At 58.6% G+C, this 18,175-nt stretch carries 16 protein-coding genes; 13 read left to right on the top strand and 3 right to left on the bottom strand.

Annotated elements, in window-relative coordinates:
- Positions 1–283 precede the first annotated feature (283 nt).
- The 8 genes from xylF (at position 284) to dsdC (ending at position 10,774) form a co-directional block, all read left to right on the top strand.
- The gene (xylF, locus tag AC559G_RS13815) at positions 284–1,279 is read left to right on the top strand and encodes a D-xylose ABC transporter substrate-binding protein (RefSeq protein WP_438597955.1); all 996 of its coding nucleotides are present in this window, start codon (positions 284–286) and stop codon (positions 1,277–1,279) included.
- Between the two features lie 32 nt (positions 1,280–1,311).
- Positions 1,312–2,853 (top strand): xylose ABC transporter ATP-binding protein, encoded by a 1,542-nt coding sequence (locus AC559G_RS13810; RefSeq protein ID WP_438597954.1) that lies wholly within the window; start codon positions 1,312–1,314, stop codon positions 2,851–2,853.
- The gene (gene xylH, locus AC559G_RS13805; RefSeq protein WP_438597953.1) at positions 2,831–4,015 is read left to right on the top strand and encodes a xylose ABC transporter permease XylH; all 1,185 of its coding nucleotides are present in this window, start codon (positions 2,831–2,833) and stop codon (positions 4,013–4,015) included. The genes AC559G_RS13810 and xylH overlap by 23 nt, the downstream gene beginning before the upstream one ends.
- Before the next feature lie 250 nt (positions 4,016–4,265).
- Entirely contained in the window at positions 4,266–5,444 is a 1,179-nt protein-coding gene (gene xylR / locus AC559G_RS13800; RefSeq protein WP_462614853.1) for a D-xylose utilization transcriptional activator XylR, read from the top strand.
- Positions 5,445–5,623: 179 nt separating this feature from the next.
- Entirely contained in the window at positions 5,624–6,967 is a 1,344-nt protein-coding gene (locus tag AC559G_RS13795; RefSeq protein ID WP_498912898.1) for an esterase-like activity of phytase family protein, read from the top strand.
- 672 nt (positions 6,968–7,639) lie between these two features.
- Positions 7,640–9,106 (top strand): catalase KatB, encoded by a 1,467-nt coding sequence (katB, locus tag AC559G_RS13790; protein WP_498912970.1) that lies wholly within the window; start codon positions 7,640–7,642, stop codon positions 9,104–9,106.
- 62 nt (positions 9,107–9,168) lie between these two features.
- The gene (locus AC559G_RS13785) at positions 9,169–9,708 is read left to right on the top strand and encodes an ankyrin repeat domain-containing protein (protein WP_498912897.1); all 540 of its coding nucleotides are present in this window, start codon (positions 9,169–9,171) and stop codon (positions 9,706–9,708) included.
- A gap of 121 nt (positions 9,709–9,829) precedes the next feature.
- Positions 9,830–10,774: a DNA-binding transcriptional regulator DsdC gene (gene dsdC / locus AC559G_RS13780; protein WP_498912896.1), complete on the top strand. Its 945-nt coding sequence runs from the start codon at positions 9,830–9,832 to the stop codon at positions 10,772–10,774.
- A 6-nt stretch (positions 10,775–10,780) separates the two neighbouring features.
- On the opposite strand, the gene argE is transcribed toward dsdC, so the two are convergent.
- The 3 genes from argE to AC559G_RS13765 are packed head-to-tail and all read right to left on the bottom strand — an operon-like array spanning position 10,781 to position 13,033.
- Complete coding sequence (gene argE, locus AC559G_RS13775) at positions 10,781–11,944, bottom strand: acetylornithine deacetylase (RefSeq protein ID WP_498912895.1); 1,164 nt, start codon at positions 11,942–11,944, stop codon at positions 10,781–10,783.
- Complete coding sequence (locus tag AC559G_RS13770) at positions 11,937–12,611, bottom strand: DUF1028 domain-containing protein (RefSeq protein WP_498912894.1); 675 nt, start codon at positions 12,609–12,611, stop codon at positions 11,937–11,939. The genes argE and AC559G_RS13770 overlap by 8 nt, the downstream gene beginning before the upstream one ends.
- Entirely contained in the window at positions 12,608–13,033 is a 426-nt protein-coding gene (locus AC559G_RS13765; RefSeq protein ID WP_095846419.1) for a RidA family protein, read from the bottom strand. Before AC559G_RS13765 ends, AC559G_RS13770 begins: the two co-directional genes overlap by 4 nt.
- Positions 13,034–13,518: 485 nt before the next feature.
- On the opposite strand from AC559G_RS13765, the gene AC559G_RS13760 reads away from it, so the two are divergent.
- The 5 genes from AC559G_RS13760 (at position 13,519) to AC559G_RS13740 (ending at position 18,105) form a co-directional block, all read left to right on the top strand.
- Complete coding sequence (locus AC559G_RS13760; RefSeq protein ID WP_498912893.1) at positions 13,519–15,039, top strand: amino acid ABC transporter permease/ATP-binding protein; 1,521 nt, start codon at positions 13,519–13,521, stop codon at positions 15,037–15,039.
- A gap of 56 nt (positions 15,040–15,095) precedes the next feature.
- Positions 15,096–15,962, top strand: a complete 867-nt coding sequence (locus tag AC559G_RS13755; RefSeq protein WP_498912892.1) for a phytanoyl-CoA dioxygenase family protein — start codon at positions 15,096–15,098, stop codon at positions 15,960–15,962.
- Between the two features lie 89 nt (positions 15,963–16,051).
- Entirely contained in the window at positions 16,052–16,885 is an 834-nt protein-coding gene (locus AC559G_RS13750) for an ABC transporter substrate-binding protein (protein ID WP_498912969.1), read from the top strand.
- Between the two features lie 104 nt (positions 16,886–16,989).
- Positions 16,990–17,721, top strand: a complete 732-nt coding sequence (locus AC559G_RS13745; RefSeq protein WP_498912891.1) for a class II aldolase and adducin N-terminal domain-containing protein — start codon at positions 16,990–16,992, stop codon at positions 17,719–17,721.
- A gap of 147 nt (positions 17,722–17,868) precedes the next feature.
- Positions 17,869–18,105, top strand: coding sequence for a DUF4282 domain-containing protein (locus AC559G_RS13740; protein WP_095846415.1), 237 nt, complete (start codon positions 17,869–17,871; stop codon positions 18,103–18,105).
- Positions 18,106–18,175: the final 70 nt, after the last annotated feature.

Below are 18,175 nucleotides of genomic sequence, written 5' to 3'. Positions count from 1 at the left end.
CACACTTAAATGCACAGAATTATTAAATGTGCGCAAGATCCCACAATGACGATAAAACGCAGCCGGAGAGAGACAGACAGGATATTTCTATTTAGCTGCGTGAAAGTCTCTGGGTGAAAACGTGATCGCCACCATAAAAACAACATTAAACCAAAAAACATAATTGGCGGGTAAAAATCAGTAATTGCTGAATGCGAAATAAGCGTCAACAATTCGCAGGACGTAATCAAAAAAGCCTGTTTCAATTATTACCCCTACACATTCAATAACAAAGGTATATAAGATGAAATTCAAGCACATTTTCCTCTCCGCCTGTGCCCTTCTGGTGCTGGCCAGCCAGCCGGGGTTTGGTAAAGAAATAAAAATCGGTATGGCGATCGATGATTTGCGCCTGGAACGTTGGCAAAAAGATCGCGACATTTTTGTGAAAAAGGCCGCCTCGCTGGGGGCGGACGTGTTTGTGCAATCCGCCAACGGCAATGAAGAAACCCAGATGGCGCAGGTTGAGAACATGATCAACCGTGGTGTCGACGTGCTGGTGATCATCCCTTACAACGGCCAGGTGCTGAGCAACGTGATCGCCGAGGCGAAGCGCGAAGGGATCAAGGTGCTGGCTTACGATCGCATGATCAATGACGCCGATATTGATTTCTACATTTCGTTCGACAACGAAAAAGTGGGTGAGATGCAGGCGCAAAGTTTGGTCGACCGCGTGCCGCAGGGCAACTACTTCCTGATGGGCGGCTCGCCGGTGGATAACAACGCCAAGCTGTTCCGCAAAGGGCAGATGAACGTGCTGCAACCGCTGATCGACAGCGGCAAGATCAAGATAGTGGGCGATCAGTGGGTTGACGCCTGGCTGGCGGAGAACGCGCTGAAGATTATGGAAAACGCCCTGACCGCCAACAACAACCATATCGATGCGGTGGTGGCTTCCAACGATGCCACGGCGGGCGGCGCTATCCAGGCGCTGGCGGCGCAGGGGTTGGCCGGCAAGGTGGCCATTTCCGGCCAGGATGCCGATCTGGCGGCGATCAAACGCATTGTGGCTGGCACCCAGACCATGACGGTGTACAAGCCGATCAGCAAACTGGCGGATGAAGCGGCGGATATTGCCGTGCAGCTGGGCAAGGGCGAACAGCCGAAATCCAATAGCGTATTGAATAACGGCAGCCGCGACGTTCCCGCCTGGTTGTTGACGCCGATCGCAGTGGATAAATCAAATATCGACAGTACCGTTATTGCCGATGGCTTCCATAAAAAATCCGATATTAATTAATTTTCATTTGACGCAGTAATGCGGAGGGAATAATGCCCTGCCTGTTGGAAATGAAAAACATCACTAAACAGTTCGGCGTGGTAAAAGCCGTGGATAACGTCAGCCTGCAATTAGATGCGGGGCAGGTATTATCCTTATGTGGTGAAAATGGATCGGGTAAATCCACTTTAATGAAAGTGCTGTGCGGAATATATCCGCACGGCAGTTACCAAGGGGAGATTTATTTTTCCGGGGATTTATTAACAGCAAAAACCATTCGTGATACTGAACAAAAAGGCATTGCTATTATTCACCAGGAGCTGGCATTGGTGAAACAAATGACGGTGCTGGAAAACATGTTTCTCGGCAGCGAGTGGGGCCGTTTCGGGCTGATGGATTATGACGCGATGTTCCTGCGCTGCCAGCGCATGCTGGCGCAGGTCAAGCTGGCGGTGGATCCTCACACCCGCGTCGGCGAGTTGGGCCTGGGGCAGCAGCAGTTGGTGGAGATCGCCAAGGCGCTGAACAAACAGGTGCGTTTACTGGTGCTGGATGAACCCACCGCATCGCTGACGGAAAACGAAACCGCCACGCTCTTGGCGATCATCCGCGATCTGCGCGATCACGGCATTGCCTGTATTTATATTTCGCACAAGCTCAATGAGGTAAAAGCGATCTCGGATCTGATCTGTGTGATCCGCGACGGCAAACACATCGGCACCCGCGCGGCGGCCAGCATGAGCGAGGATGACATCATCGCCATGATGGTCGGGCGCGAGCTGACCGAACTGTACCCCCAGGAGCCGCACGATATCGGCGAGGTGATCCTACAGGTGGAAAACCTCAGTGCCTGGCACCCGGTGAACCGCCACGTGCGCCGGGTTGACGATGTTTCCTTTACTCTGCGGCGCGGCGAAATCCTCGGCGTTGCCGGGCTGGTCGGTTCCGGCCGCACCGAGACCATGCAGTGCCTGTTCGGCGCTTATCCCGGCCGCTGGGAAGGGCGTATCACCATCGACGGTCGGCCCGCCACCATCAACAACTGCCGCCAGGCAATGGAATACGGCATCGCCATGGTGCCGGAAGATCGCAAGCGCGACGGCATCGTGCCGGTGATGGGAGTGGGCGCCAATATGACGCTGGCCGCGCTGGGGGATTTCAGCGGCAGGCTGACCACGCTGGACGACGCCCGTGAGCAGGCCACCATTCAGCAGTCGCTGGCGCGGCTGCGGGTGAAAACCTCTTCGCCGGAGCTGGCGATCGCCCGGCTGAGCGGCGGCAATCAGCAAAAGGCCATTCTGGCTAAATGCCTGTTGCTGAACCCGAAAATCTTGATTCTGGATGAGCCGACGCGCGGCATCGATATCGGTGCGAAACAAGAAATCTACAAGCTAATCAACCAATTGGTGCAGCAAGGTATCGCGGTGATCGTTGTGTCTTCCGAACTGCCGGAAGTGCTGGGGCTCAGCGATAGGGTGTTGGTGATGCACCAGGGGCAGATTAAGGCTTCCCTGATTAACCGCGGCCTCACTCAGGAGCAGGTGATGGAAGCGGCTTTGCGGAGTGAAACACATGTTGAAAAGCACAGAGTCTGAAGCAAGCCTGTCGGCAGCGGCAGAGAAACAACCGCTGCTTAAACGTAGCCCGATTAACCTGCAGGTGTTCGTGATGCTGGCGGCGATCGTCGTCATCATTCTGTTTTTTACCTTTACCACCGACGGCGCCTACCTGAGCGCGCGTAATATTTCCAACCTGCTGCGCCAGACGGCGATCACCGGCATCCTGGCGGTGGGCATGGTGTTCGTGATTATTTCGGCGGAGATCGATCTGTCGGTGGGATCGATGATGGGGTTGTTGGGTGGGGCGGCGGCGATCTTCGACGTCTGGTTTGGCTGGCCGCTGCCGTTGACCATCGTGGTGACGCTGGTGGCAGGGCTGGTGCTGGGGGCGTGGAACGGCTGGTGGGTCGCCTATCGCAAGGTGCCTTCGTTTATCGTCACCCTGGCCGGGATGCTGGCATTCCGCGGCATCCTGATCGGTATCACCAACGGCACCACGGTGTCGCCGACCAGCAGCGCGATGTCGCAGATCGGCCAGAGCTATCTGCCGGGCGGCGTGGGTTTTGGCATCGGCGCGATCGGCCTGATGGTGTTTGTGGCCTGGCAGTGGCGGCAGCGCAGCCGGCGCGCGCAGCTTGGCCTGCCGGTGGTCGCGGCGCGCGGCGATGTCGCCCGCCAGAGCATCCTGGCGGTGATTGTGCTGGGCGCCGTTTATCTGCTGAACGACTACCGCGGCGTGCCGACGCCGGTGTTGATCCTCACCGCCCTGATGCTGGCCGGGATGTTCATGGCCACCCGCACCGCCTTTGGCCGGCGGATTTACGCCATTGGCGGCAATATCGACGCCGCGCGCCTGTCGGGGGTGAACGTTGAGCGTACCAAGCTGGCGGTGTTCGCCATCAACGGTCTGATGGTGGCGATTGCCGGGCTGATCCTCAGCTCGCGCCTGGGCGCCGGTTCGCCTTCCGCCGGCAACATTGCCGAACTGGATGCCATCGCTGCCTGCGTGATCGGCGGCACCAGCCTGGCCGGCGGCATCGGCAGCGTGGCGGGGGCGGTGATGGGGGCGTTTATCATGGCGTCGCTCGACAACGGCATGAGCATGCTGGATGTGCCCACTTTCTGGCAATACATCGTGAAAGGCAGCATCTTGCTGCTGGCGGTGTGGATGGATTCCGCAACCAAACGGCGGGTGTAAAAAGCGCGCTGGCTCACAGTTATCGCGCAATTATTCCAGCTCTCTGGTTGGCGTGTGCTATCCAGAGAGCCGGGCTGTGTCCCGTCACGTGCGTGAGAGCCGCTGGCGGCCATTGGGCCGCGCTTCTGCGTTGCTCGCCGTTTGTTGGGGCCGGCCAAATTGCACGGCTCGCGGCTTGATATCTATATAAATGGCTACTCACTGCCGGCTCTCGCGGGCTTTACCCGCGTGTTTTCCAGGAGTGTACACCATGTTCGAGAAACGCTACCGCATCACGTTACTGTTCAACGCCAACAAAGTGTATGACCGCCAGGTTGTGGAAGGCGTCGGCGAGTATTTGCAGGCATCACAGTGTGACTGGGACATTTTTATCGAAGAGGACTTTCGCTGCCGTATCGATAACATCAAGGAGTGGTTGGGGGATGGGGTGATCGCCGATTACGACGATCGCGAAATTGAACGCCTGTTGGCGAACGTGAATGTGCCGATCGTCGGCGTCGGCGGCTCTTATCACCGCCCCGAGGATTACCCGCCGGTGCATTATATCGCCACCGATAACGCCGCGCTGGTCGAAGCCGCCTTTATGCACCTGAAAGAAAAGGGGCTGAACCGCTTTGCCTTTTACGGTTTGCCGATTGAGGGCGGCAAGCGCTGGGCGCAGGAGCGCGAGCATGCCTTCCGCCAACGGGTAGCGGCCGAGCAATATCAGGGGGTGGTGTACCAGGGCATGGCCACCGCGCCGGAAAACTGGCAGTACGCCCAGAACCGCCTGGCGGACTGGGTGCAAACGCTGCCGCAGCAAACCGGCATTATCGCCGTGACCGACGCCCGTGCGCGCCATCTGCTGCAGGTGTGCGAGCATCTGGACATTGCGGTGCCGGAAAAGCTGTGTGTGATCGGCATTGATAACGAAGAACTGACGCGCTACCTGTCGCGGGTGGCGCTCTCCTCGGTGGCGCAAGGTTCGCGCCAGATGGGCTACCGCGCTGCCAAACTGTTGCATCAGTTGCTCAATGGGCAACGGCCGCCGCTGCAGCGCATTCTGGTGCCGCCGGTGAAGGTGATTGAACGCCGCTCCACCGACTTCCGATCGCTGCGCGATCCGGCGGTGATTCAGGCGATGCACTATATTCGCCATCATGCCTGCAAAGGCATCAAGGTGGAACAGGTGCTGGATGCGGTGGGCATGTCGCGCTCCAATCTGGAAAAGCGCTTCAAAGACGAAACGGGCCAGACCATCCATAACATGATCTATCAGGAAAAGCTTGAGCGCGCCCGTAACCTGTTGGCGGCCACCACGCTGGCGATTAACGAAATTTCGCAAATGTGCGGCTATCCTTCGTTGCAATATTTTTATTCGGTGTTCAAAAAAGGCTACGGCACCACGCCCAGGGAGTATCGGGCGCGGTTTGGCGAAGTGGGGTACTAGGCTGTGTCCCGTAATAGTGCGTGAGTGCCGCTGGCGGTTCAGGGATGGGCCGAGTCATAAAGCCACCACACCTGCAATTTGAAGGATGACGTGTATAAATCATATTTCTGTCATTACGGCTCCCTATAGTGGCGTTGTTTTTACCTTTGTGTACAGATAACAATCAGGGAGCCTGAAATATGCATATAACAAAAACACGCCTGGCGCTGTTGGCCGCCTGCATGATGTGCAGCCAGCCGCTGTGGGCACAGCAAGACGTTTCCGCCGAGCTGGCCGGGCATGCTCTGCTGCCGGTGAAATCCACCGTGGCCGCGCCCGCCGATGCGCCGGTGGATCTGCAGCAGAGCGGCAAGTACACCAGCGGCCAACGGGTGACGGAACTGGGCAGCGTGCCGGGGAAATCCGCCGATCGCTTAACCGGCATCGGCTTGCCGATTAACGGCCAGCCGCTGCAAGGCCATTCCGGCATCAAACACATGCCGGACGGCACTTATTGGGTGCTGACCGACAACGGCTTCGGCAGCAAGGCCAACTCGCCGGACGCCATGCTGTATCTCAACCATTACAACATCGATTTCAAGGCCGGCACCGTCACGCCGCTGAAGACCGTGTTCCTGCACGATCCGGATAAAAAAGTGCCGTTCCATATCGTCAACGAGAGCACGGAAAAACGCTATCTGACCGGCAGTGATTTTGATCCGGAAAGCTTCCAGTTTGCCGGCGGCGCGCTGTGGATCGGCGATGAGTTCGGCCCGTATCTGATTAAGGCCGATCTTGACGGCAAGATACTGGCGGTGTTCGACACCCTGGTCGACGGCCAGATCGTGAAATCCCCCGACAACCCGACGCTGACCCTGCCGGGCACGCCGAATAGCAAACTGAACTTCCAGGTATCGCGCTCCAAAGGTTTTGAAGGCATGGCCGCCTCGCCGGACGGCAGCAAGCTATATCCGCTGTTGGAAGGCGCGCTGTGGGATGGCGAGCAGTTTGAAAACGTTGGCGGCAAACGCTACCTTCGCGTGCTGGAATTTGATGTTAAACAGCAGCAGTGGACCGGCCGCAGTTGGCAGTATGTGCTGGAAGACAACCAGAACGCGATTGGCGACTTCAACATGATTGACGCGACGCACGGGCTGGTGATTGAGCGTGATAACGGCGAAGGCACCGAAGACAAAGCCTGCGCCAGCGGCGCGGCGACCGCCAACTGCTTTAGCGACGTGGCGAAATTCAAGCGCGTGTACCGCATCGCGTTTTCCGATGCCAACGTCGGCAAACCGGTGGACAAACAGGCCTATATCGATCTGCTCAAGATTAAAGACCCTAACGCCGTGGCGCGTAAGCCGCTGAACAACGGCGTGTTCACCTTCCCGTTCTTTACTATTGAGAACGTCGACGTGGTGGACGGCAGCCATATCATCGTTGGCAATGACAACAACTTCCCGTTCTCCTCCAGCCGCCTGCCCAACGTGGCTGATGACAACGAGTTTATTTTGTTAGAGGCGAAGGGCTTGCTGCAGCCGTAATTCGGCAACGTTAAAAAAGCCCCCGGCAGGGGGCTTGGTTAAACCCGGCTCTTCCCGTGCCCGCCAGGGCAAAATGTTAAACTGTGACGCCTCTCAAAAAAGCAGCCTTTACCCGTTTGGCTTGCTAATCGGTTTCTCCCTTTTCCTCGCGGGCGTTTTCCCCCGTTGGTGTACGTAAGTAACGTTCAGCCTATTAATTCGATAGTGGTAGTTGGCTCACTAATCCGTGTAATGCCATGTAGAGTGAGCGTGATTTCAGGCAGATAGCCTGTATCACCCGACGCAGGAAAAGCCAAGGCGGCGGCAACGCGCAGATCAAGGTGGGGAACAGCGAACCCGGATAAACAAAACGGCCGATAGGCCAGACCTGGCAAAAACAATAAGTGTGCTGAATGTGTTCGGTGATTTCACGTCGCCGTTACGCAGGGCTGCCCTTTGCGTTTTTTTAGCGGATGGCGCCGGTTGCCGGCGAAGCACGAGCCAACGGACGGCTTTCCTTATCCTCTGCCTTTGCGCCTAAAAAAAACAGGCTGTAGGCGCTAGCGCCAGCGCGGGAATGCGTTTTACCACAAAACCGATGAGGATAGCGTTATGAGCAATAACCGTATCACCGGCGGCTTTATCACCCGGAAAAAGCTGCTGATTGTTTTAACCTCGCTGGCCATCAGCCCGATGACGCTGGCAGAGACCTTAACCCGTGATAACGGCGCGCCGGTGGGTGATAACCAGAATTCGCAAACGGCCGGCGCCGGCGGCCCGGTGCTGTTGCAGGATGTGCAACTGCTGCAAAAGCTCCAGCGGTTCGATCGCGAGCGCATCCCCGAGCGCGTGGTGCACGCGCGCGGCACCGGGGCGCACGGTGAGTTCACCGCCACGACAGACATTTCCGATCTGACCATGGCGAAAGTGTTTACCGCCGGCAGCAAAACGCCGGTGTTTGTCCGTTTCTCTAGCGTGGTGCACGGCAACCACTCGCCGGAAACGCTGCGTGATCCGCGCGGGTTCGCCACCAAGTTCTATACCACCGAAGGCAACTGGGATCTGGTCGGCAATAACTTCCCCACGTTTTTTATTCGCGATGCCATCAAGTTCCCGGACATGGTGCACGCGTTCAAGCCGGATCCCCGCACCAACCTGGATGATGATTCACGTCGCTTCGATTTCTTTTCCCATGTGCCGGAATCGATCCGTACCCTGACGCTGCTCTACTCCAACGAAGGGACGCCGGCTTCCTACCGCAATATGGACGGCAACGGGGTTCATGCCTATAAGCTGGTGAACGCCAAGGGCGAAGTGCATTACGTCAAGTTCCACTGGAAGACGCTGCAGGGGATAAAAAACCTGGATCCGCAGCAGGTTGAGCAGGTGCAGGGCAAAGACTACAGCCACATGACGCACGATCTGGTGGCGGCGATCAACCGTGGCGACTACCCAAAATGGGATCTCTACATCCAGGTGCTGAAGCCGGAAGATTTGAAGACGTTTGATTTTGATCCGCTGGACGCCACCAAGATTTGGCCAAACGTGCCGGAGCGCAAAATCGGCCAGATGGTGCTGAATAAAAACCCGGACAACGTATTCCAGGAAACCGAACAGGTGGCGATGGCGCCTTCCAACCTGGTGCCGGGGATTGAACCTTCGGAAGATAAACTGCTGCAGGGGCGGCTGTTCGCCTATGCCGATACGCAGATCTATCGCATCGGGGCCAACGGTCTGAACCTGCCGATTAACCGGCCGCATAGCCCGGTTAACAACGGCAACCAGGACGGCAGCCTCAACAGCGGCCACACGCAGGATAAAGGGGTGAATTACCAGCCAAGCCGCCTCTACCCGCGCGAAGAGCTGGCTTCCGCCCGCTACAGCCACACGCCGCTGGAAGGCACCACGCAGCAAAGCAAAATCCAGCGCGAACAGAACTTCAAGCAGACCGGCGAACTGTACCGCTCGTACAGCAAGAAAGAGCAGGACGATCTGGTGAACAGCCTGGGTACTTCGCTGGCCGGCACCGATACGGAAAGCAAGAACATCATGCTGTCCTATTTCTACAAGGCGGATAAGGACTACGGTACGCGCCTGACCGGCGTGGCAAAAGGGGATTTGGTCACGGTACAAAAATTGGCGGATAAGCTTTCCGACTGATGTAAAGGGTATGCGCCCGCACCACGGTGCGGGCTGCCTGGCATGCTGATGAGGAAAACGCGATGAAAGCGCTTTATCTACTGTTTTGCCTGTTGGCCGCGCCGGTGTCGGCCGTTCAGGCGCCGAATGTCGCCAACGAGCAACAGATCAAACAACAGCTGAACAACTACCTGTGGGATGCGGCGCGGGCGGGCGATGGCGGCGTGATTGATAGCTTTATCGCCGCCAAATACAATCTTAACGTGCAGGATGAACACGGCTATACCGCAGTGATCCTGGCCGCCTATCACGGCCATCAGGCGGCGGTGGAAAACCTGTTGAACGCTGGGGCCGATCCTTGCCTGCGCGATAAGCGCGGCAATACCGCGCTGATGGGGGCGATTTTCAAAGGCGAGGTGAAAATCGCTCGCCGGCTGATCGCCGCCAAATGCAATCCGGATACGCGCAACAATGCTGGGCAAACGGCGGCCATGTATGCCGCGTTGTTTCAGCGGCATGCGCTGTTGGAACAACTCAAGGCCAAAGGGGCTGATATGCGTGCTACCGACGCCAACGGCAACAACGTCGCCGCGCTGGCGCGTGGGGAAATTAACGGCCATTGAGCCAGGCCGGTTTGCGCCGTGGGGATTTTTTCGCCCGCTGGTGATATAAAATTCCTTGCCCCGGGCGGTTGCTGGCCACCGGGGCGTGCCGCATTGTAGAGCCGCCTGGAGCAAGGGAATCATGACTAACGCACCGCACCGTTTATTGCCGCCGAAAACGCCGCTGACCAGCCACCAGCTTTCACGGCTGCACACCTTTGAGGCGGCCGCGCGCCTGGGCTCGTTTGCGCAGGCCGCTGATGAGCTGGCCATTACCCCCAGTGCGGTCAGCCACCGCATCAACCAGTTGGAGGCGGCGCTGGGCTTTCGGTTGTTCCAGCGCTTTCACCGCCGCATCGCTTTAACATTGGAAGGCGAACGGATGTTCTGGCGCCTGAGGGCCTCGCTCGACAATATCAACCAGGAAATTCTCGACATTAAAAGCCAAGCGCTTTCCGGTATGTTGACCGTTTATTCCCGCCCGTCGATTGCCCAGTGCTGGCTGGTGCCCAGGCTGGCCGATTTCGCCCGCCGTTATCCGGCCATCAGCCTGAATATTGTGACCGGCAACGAGCGGGTAAACTTTAGCGGCGCGGGGGTCGATCTGGCCATCTACTTTGACGACCAACCGCCGGAAAATCTGGCCTGTGTGCCGCTGATGACGGAGTCCGTCCTGCCGGTTTGCAGCCCCGACTATGCCCGGCGCTTTGGCCTGACTGGCCGGCCGGAAAAGCTGGCCGGTGCCGCTTTGCTGCACGATCGCCAAGCATGGAGCGATGATTCGGGCAGCGGCGAATGGCACGCCTGGGCGGCGCATTTCGGCCTGGTGCTGGATAGCGCCCAGCCGGGAATGGGGTTTGATCGTTCGGATCTGGCGGTGATCGCCGCGATCAATCACGGCGGCGTTGCCATGGGGCGGCAGCGGCTGGTCAGCGCATGGCTTGCCAGCGGCGAACTGGTGGCGCCGTTTCCGGGCATGGCGATGCCGTGCGCCCAGCGCTACTACATCGCCACCCCATCGGAGCGCCGGTGGCCGAAAATCGCGGCTTTCAGCGATTGGTTGAAGGCGGTCGCCGACAATGGCTGATGCAGTTTAGCCGCTGGGCGCGGCCTGCAGCCAGTGGCACAGGCGCAGCATAAAAGCATCGCAAGCCTGCAACTGCTCAAGGGTGATAAATTCGTCTGGCTTATGGCCTTGATCCATCGCGCCGGGGCCGCACACCAGCGTCGGCACGCCATGCTGTTGGAAAAGGCCGCCCTCGGTGCCGAATGCGACGGTTTGCAGCGCGGCGGGTGGGGGCAGCATGGCCAGGATAGCGTCGAGCGCGGCGGCAGGCTGGGTTTCCAGCGCCGGATAACGGCTGAGCGTGCTGAAGATGATGTCGCACTCTGGCGCCACCGCCCGCATCTCAGGCAGCAGGCTGCGCTGCGCCCAGCCGGCGATGTCGTCCACCAGCCGTTGGGCGTCCACGCCCGGCAGCGTGCGGATTTCAAAATCAAACTGGCAGTGCGCCGGGACGATGTTCAGCGCCTTGCCGCCGGCAATCACGCCGGTTTGCAGGGTAGAAAACGGCGGATCGAACGCCAGGTTTTGCTGCTGATGCAGCGTCTGCGCCAGAGCCATCAACTGCTGCATGATCCGCACCGCGTACTCAATGGCGTTAACCCCGGCGGGCGTATAGGCCGAATGGCAGGCAAACCCGGTCACTTCACAGCGCATGGCGATTTTGCCTTTATGGCCAAGCACAGGCCTCATCGACGTAGGTTCGCCAACGATGCAGGCGGCGGGCCGGCTCGGCAGGTGCTCAAGCCCCGCCAGCAGGCTATGCACCCCTTTGCAGCCCACCTCTTCGTCATAGCTGAACGCCAGCCATACCGGCAGGCGCAGCGGTGCGGCACACAGGCGCGGCACCAGCGCCAGCACTGCCGCCAGCCAGCTTTTCATATCGGCGGTGCCGCGCCCATACAGCTTGCCGTCGCGTTCCGTCAGGGCAAAAGGGTCGCTTTGCCAGCGTTGCCCATCCACCGGTACCACGTCCGTGTGGCCGGAGAGCATAATTCCCGGCCGATCCTGCGGCCCAATCACCGCCAGCAAATTGGCTTTCTCGCCGCCGGCATCGTGAAACAGCCGGCTGTTGATGCCATAGCCGGCCAGATAGCGGCGTACGTAGTCGATCAGCGCCAGGTTGCTGTTGCGGCTGACAGTGTCGAAGGCGATCAGATCGGCCAGAATGGCGCGGGTGCTGGGGTTACTCATCGCCCGGCACGCCGTAGCTGGGCGCCTCCAGCGGGTTAACCGCCCGCACCAGATAATCTTCGCTCTGTGGCTGCCAGCGCTGCCACAGGTCAGCCAGTTGATTGATGGCGTCTTCATGCCAGTCAACGCGTAGATCGGTCAACGGCCAGCTCTGATTGCTGACGATTTTCATGCCGGCGGAGTAGATCGGCCCGGCTTCACCGCCAGCGTGTAAACCGGCCTGCAATGCGGCGATCAGCCGATCGCCCAGCGCCAGGTGGGGCGCGCGGGTAAAGGCGGCGATCATGGCGTCAATCACGCCGGGGTTGGCCAGCATATTGCCCGCCGCCACGCAGTGTTCGCCGATGGCGGTGTGGTGCACGCCCAGCGTGTGCGCGCCTTCAAACACCGCGCGGTTGCCGCGGTTATCCAGCACGGTGACCTGGCGGTAATCGGCATAGGGCTCTTGCGCCATGGCGGTATCCAGCGCCTGTTGCGCCGTGTGCCCCTGGGCCAGCAGCGCCAGGATTTGCGGGCCGAGCGCGGGCAGGGTGACGTTCTGGCTGGATACCGCGCCCACGCCGCTCATCAGCCACGGGCAGCGCGCCGCCACCGCCATGCTGGACGAACTGAGCGCAATGCCGTACTGCCCGCTGCGCGGGCAAAATCCGCTTACCGAAAAGGTCATGCTTCCTCCTCGGGGATCACCGCGATCACATCGATTTCCACCAGCCACTGCGGCTGCGCCAGCCCGGAAACCACCAGCCCGGTCGAAATGGGGAATACGCCTTTCAGCCATTTTCCCACTTCCTGATAAACCGGTTCGCGGTAGCGCGGGTCGGTAATATAGGTGGTGGTCTTGACGATATGGCGCAGATCGCTGCCCGCCTCTTCCAGCAGCTGTTTGATGTTTTTCATCGCCTGCTCGGCCTGTTTGCCCGCATCGCCCAACCCGATCAGATTGCCCGCGAAATCGGTGCCGACCTGTCCGCGCACATAAACGGTGTTGCCGGCCCGCACGGCCTGGCAGAGATCGTTATTCAGCGTTTGGTTAGGGTAGGTGTCCTTGGTGTTGAACATGCGAATGCGGGTATGGGTAGGTTGACTCATGATTAACTCCTTAATAGGCCGGCCGGCTGGTGATCATCGTGGCGCCGTATTACCCGGGGCGCCCTCGTTGCATAACCGCCATTCTTCATGCAGGCGCGGCGGAAAATAAATAATGATTTTTCTTCGGGGACGCTAAAGAAAAACTGGCCTGGTTAAATTCGCGTTATTTCACCTTAACGCAGAGAAAAATACGCACATAGCCCGTTTGCGCGGCGGCGTTCTGCCGCCAAGGCCAGTTTTTGACTATAGCCTGCGTCGGAAAATATGAATTTAACTCCCGGCCGCGCCGTGAAAGAAATAGGGAAACCAATAAAAACCATCGTGGGCCTGCACCGGAGAAGCCAGACATGCATTCATACCTGCCAATTTGCATCCCTGCGGCACACGGCCTGGCGGCCGCGCCGCAGCATAACGACACCCGGACGGCTATTCCCGCCGCTGCTGTTTATCTGCTGGTAACGCCATAAACCTGCGGGAGTACCGTTATGACCTTTGACTGGAGCTACATGCTTGGCCTGCTGAGCGACGTAGACTTCTGGCTGGCCACCTGGACGGTGATCAAGCTAAGCCTGCTGACCTGGGCCATCAGTATCGTGCTGGGGTTTATTCTGGCGCTGGGTAAACAGGCGCGGCACCCCTTGCTGAATCTGTCGGCCAGGGGCTATATCTGGCTGTTTCGCAGCATGCCGCTGCTGGTGCTGCTGATCTTTGTCTATAACCTGCCGCAGGCGTTGCCGGCGTCTTCGGTGCTGCTGGGCGATCCTTTCTATGCCGGCCTGATTGCGCTGGTGTTGAGTGAAGCCGCCTACATCGCTGAAATCCACCGCGGCGGCCTGCTGTCGATCCCGAAAGGGCAGAGCGAGGCGGCGCGGGCATTGGGGCTGCGTTTCACCGGCATCCAGTGGCGGGTGATCATTCCGCAGGCGCTGCGGGTGGCGCTGCCGGCGCTGGCCAACGAATACATCTCCATCGTGAAGCTCAGCTCGCTGGTTTCGGTGATCTCGCTGACGGAGATCCTGATGGTAGGCCAGCGGCTCTATTCGCAAAACTTCCTGGTGATGGAAACCATGACTGCCGTCGCGTTCTATTACGTGCTGATCGTCACGGTGTTTGATTTCCTGCTCAAACGTCTGGAACTGTACCTGGATGTTACCCAGCGTAAAAGCGCGCGTAGCGTCGAGCCGGCGTTGTTTGACCTGGCCGCGCAGCCTGCCGCCGGCGTGTTGCGCCCGGCGCCGACCAACGGCAGCCCGGCCCTGCAGGCTACGCGGCTGCATAAAGCCTACAACAATGTTGAAGTGCTCGGTGCCGTCAGCCTGCAGATTCAACCCGGTGAAGTGGTGTCTGTCATCGGCCCTTCCGGCTCGGGGAAAACCACGCTGATTCGCCTGCTGAACGGCCTGGAGCAGATCGACAACGGCGAAATTATGATCAACGGCCAGCCGTTTATTCACCTGAATCAGCAAGGGCAGCAGAAGCCGCGTTTTGTCGAACACCCTGAACATCGTTTGAATATCGGCATGGTTTTTCAAAGCTTTAACCTGTTCCCGCATCTGACGGTAATGAACAACCTGCTGCTGGCGCCGCGCTACCACCGGCTGGCAGATGAAAGTGAACTGCAACGCCAGGCCTGCGCGCTGCTGCAAAAAGTGGGCATGCTCGAGCATGCCTATAAATACCCGCATCAGCTTTCCGGCGGCCAGCAACAGCGCGTGGCGATCGCCCGGGCGTTGATGATGCGCCCGCAAATCATGCTGTTCGACGAACCCACCTCGGCGCTTGATCCTGAAAAGGTCAATGAAGTGTTGCAGGTGATTGAAACATTGGCCAAAGAAGGGATCACCATGGTGATTGTCACCCATGAGATGAACTTCGCCTTCAAGGTTTCCGACCGGATTGTGTTTATGGAGAAAGGGCGGGTGGTATGTGACGAGGCGCCGCAGGCGCTGCGTGACGGCCGCCACCCGCGGGTTGAAGCATTTCTGAAGGACGTTTCGTTGGCTTAGGCATGCATGCCGGCCTCGCCTGGGGCTTTGTTTAACGTTATTTCATCGGGGGAATCATGATTACGCAAGCACAGATCGACAGGTTTCACCAGGATGGCTATTTGGTGGTCGAGGACGTTTTAACGCCACAACAGATTAGCGCCCTACAGGGCGATTTTGACCGCTGGGTGGCGCAAAGCCGCGAGCACAGTGCTGCCTATGGCCGTACCCAGGACGGCCGCGCGCGCTTTGATCTGGAAGGCGACCACCGGCCGGATCATCCTTCGCTGCGCCGGGTCAGTTCGCCCACCGAGATCTCGCCGGCCTATTACCAGGCGGCGTTTCAGTCACGCATGGCGGAGATTGCTGCGCAACTGATCGATGGCAGCGGCACGCGTTTTCACCACAGCAAGGTCAATTCCAAACTGCCGCACACCGCCACGCAGGTGAAGTGGCACCAGGACTTTCTTTTCACCCCGCACAGCAACGACGACATCATCACCGCCCTGCTGATGGTGAGCGACGTTACGCCGGAAAACGGCCCGCTGAACGTGGTGCCTGGCAGCCATAAAGGGCCGCTGTACTCGCATTGGCAGCACGAACGGTTCAGCGGCGCGGTGAGCGATGAGGTTGTTGAACAGCACTGCCAACGGCCGGTGGCCTGTTTCGGCCCGGCCGGTTCCGTGTGCTTTATGCATACTCGCCTGCTGCATGCTTCCAGCCCGAATGAAACCGAGCTGCCGCGCACGTTGTTTATCTGCGTCTATGCGGCAGAAGACGCACTGCCGTTCGGCGATAACCCGTTGCCCAGCGAACACGGCGGCCAGATGGTACAAGGCACGGAAAGCGGCTTGGTGCGTTGCACGCCGAACCAGGTGCGCCTGCCGCAAAAACCGCGCGGCGCGTCGTTCTTTGTACAGCAGGCTGGCCAGGAAGCCAATTGAGGCGAGCCGCCTTGTCGTTATAACCCTGGGGATACGCAAGTGGCTTATCCCTGACAATCCTTGATCGCTGTGGAGGTTGTATGAAACTGATGACGTGTTTTCGGGCGGCTCAACGGGCCGCCGGCGTGTTAACCGCAGGGGCCTTACTGCTCGCTTCCCACGGGGCCGGTGCGGCGTTCCTGCAGCCGGGGAAAATCATTGCCGGCTCGGATTTGACCTTTTTCCCTTATGAATACATGGAGAAGAACAAACCGGCGGGCTTCGACATCGAGTTTCTCGATGGGTTGGCCGAGGTGATGGGCCGCCAGGCCGAGAATATCGACACCCGCTTCCCTAACCTGATCACCGGCCTGCAAGGCGGGCGGTTCGATATCATTAACTCGTCGATGTACATCACGGCGGAGCGCATGAAGGTGATCGATATGATCCCCTACCTGAAAAGCGGCGAGGCGATCCTGTCGCTGAAAGGCAGCGACTACCAGCCCAAACGCCCGGAAGATTTTTGCGGCCACAAAATCGGTTCAATGGGTGCCACTTCCTGGCTACAGCAATTGCATAAACTCTCGGCGGAGTACTGTGTGAAAAACGGCCTGCAGCCGATCGCCATCAGCGAATATACCACCGATCCGCAGACCACCCAGGCGCTGCTGTCGCGCGCAGTTGAAGCGCAGATCACTGATGCGGCGGTGGCGCGCGGCGCGGTGGAGAAGCTGAGCAACCGTATTGTGATTTCCTCCGACACGCTGATCTACCCGGTGCTGAATGGCTTTGGCGTGAAAAAGGGCAATGACGAAGTGAAACAGGCGCTGATTGAGGGTCTGGAGAAATTCAGCAAGACGGAAAAATACGCCGCCCTGCTGCAAAAATACCGCTTCCAGGCACCGACGGCGGAAGACATCAAAACGTTGATGCCAACGCCGTAGAATCATCCGCGGCTCGCCGCCGGCCACTACGGCCGCGGCTTGAACAGGGTGTGGGCAACATTGGCCACACGCCGGCAGGTTAACGATGCACAGCAGGCACAAATATGGCACTCACTTTTGAAGAGCAAACGCGTATCGATCTGGCGGCGGCGTTTCGCATCATCGCTAAGCTGCGGATGCATGAAGCGGTGGCTAACCACTTCAGCGCCGCAATTTCCGCCGATGGCAAACAGTTTTTACTCAACCCGAAATGGATGCACTTTTCACGCATCCGCGCCAGCGATCTGCTGCTATTGCACGCCGACGATGAAAGCGCCGGGCAGCGTAGCGACGTCGACGCTACCGCCTGGGCGATCCACGGGCAAATCCACCAGTTGCTGCCGCAAGTGCGAGTGGTGATGCACTTGCATCCGGTTTACGCCACCACCATCGCCTGCCTGGAAAACGCGACCATTCCGCCAATCGATCAAAATACCGCGCGCTATTTCAACCGGGTGGCGCTCGACAGCCTGTATGGCGGCATGGCTGATACGCGAGAGGAGGGGGCGCGGCTGGCCGCGTTGCTGCAGGGGCATAGCCGCCTGCTGATGGGCAACCACGGTGTGATGGTGACGGCCCCTACGGTGGGCGAAGCCTTCGATGATATCTGGACGCTGGAGCGCGCCTGCCAAATTCTGGTGAACGCCTACGCCACCGGGCAACCTTTGCGCATTCTGGATGCGGCGGTGGCGGAGAAGACCGCACGTGACTGGGAGAAGATCCGTGATTTTTCCCAGCGGCATTTTGCCGAGATGAAGCTGTTGCTGCAGCGCGAAGATCCGTCGTTTGCTGACTGATACCTCACTGGCCACCAGGCCGGATGGTTGAAATAACCTGAGGTTTATTCTTGATATTCCGGGGTAAAACTTCCTACTATTCAGTGCTGCCTGGCAGCAGATGGGCGCTCGCGCCTCTGGGATGGTTAATGATATGGAAGGATTACAATGAGGAATATTTTCTTTTTCGACGCAATGCTCACCCCGAAAATCATCACCGCCGTGTATTGGTTGTGCCTGCTGAGCATTGTTTTCGGCGGCGTCGGCGCGATGTTTTACGGTGAGTTTTTTCGCGGCTTGTTTGCGATCATCATCGGCGGTATTTTTACCCGCGTCTGTTTTGAAATGATCATTATTGCGTTTAAAAATAATGAATACCTGCGGAAAATCGCCGAAAAACCGTGATTTCCCCAGTTAGCGCCGGGCTTGTCCCGGTGTTGCCGGCCCTAACTATCTTCAACACCCCTTTCCCGCG

It is taken from the genome of Gibbsiella greigii (assembly GCF_039540155.1).
Lineage (GTDB): Bacteria > Pseudomonadota > Gammaproteobacteria > Enterobacterales > Enterobacteriaceae > Gibbsiella > Gibbsiella quercinecans.
The sequence above is the reverse complement of the archived record's forward strand: the minus strand, read 5'-3'. Positions and strand labels throughout refer to the sequence as shown.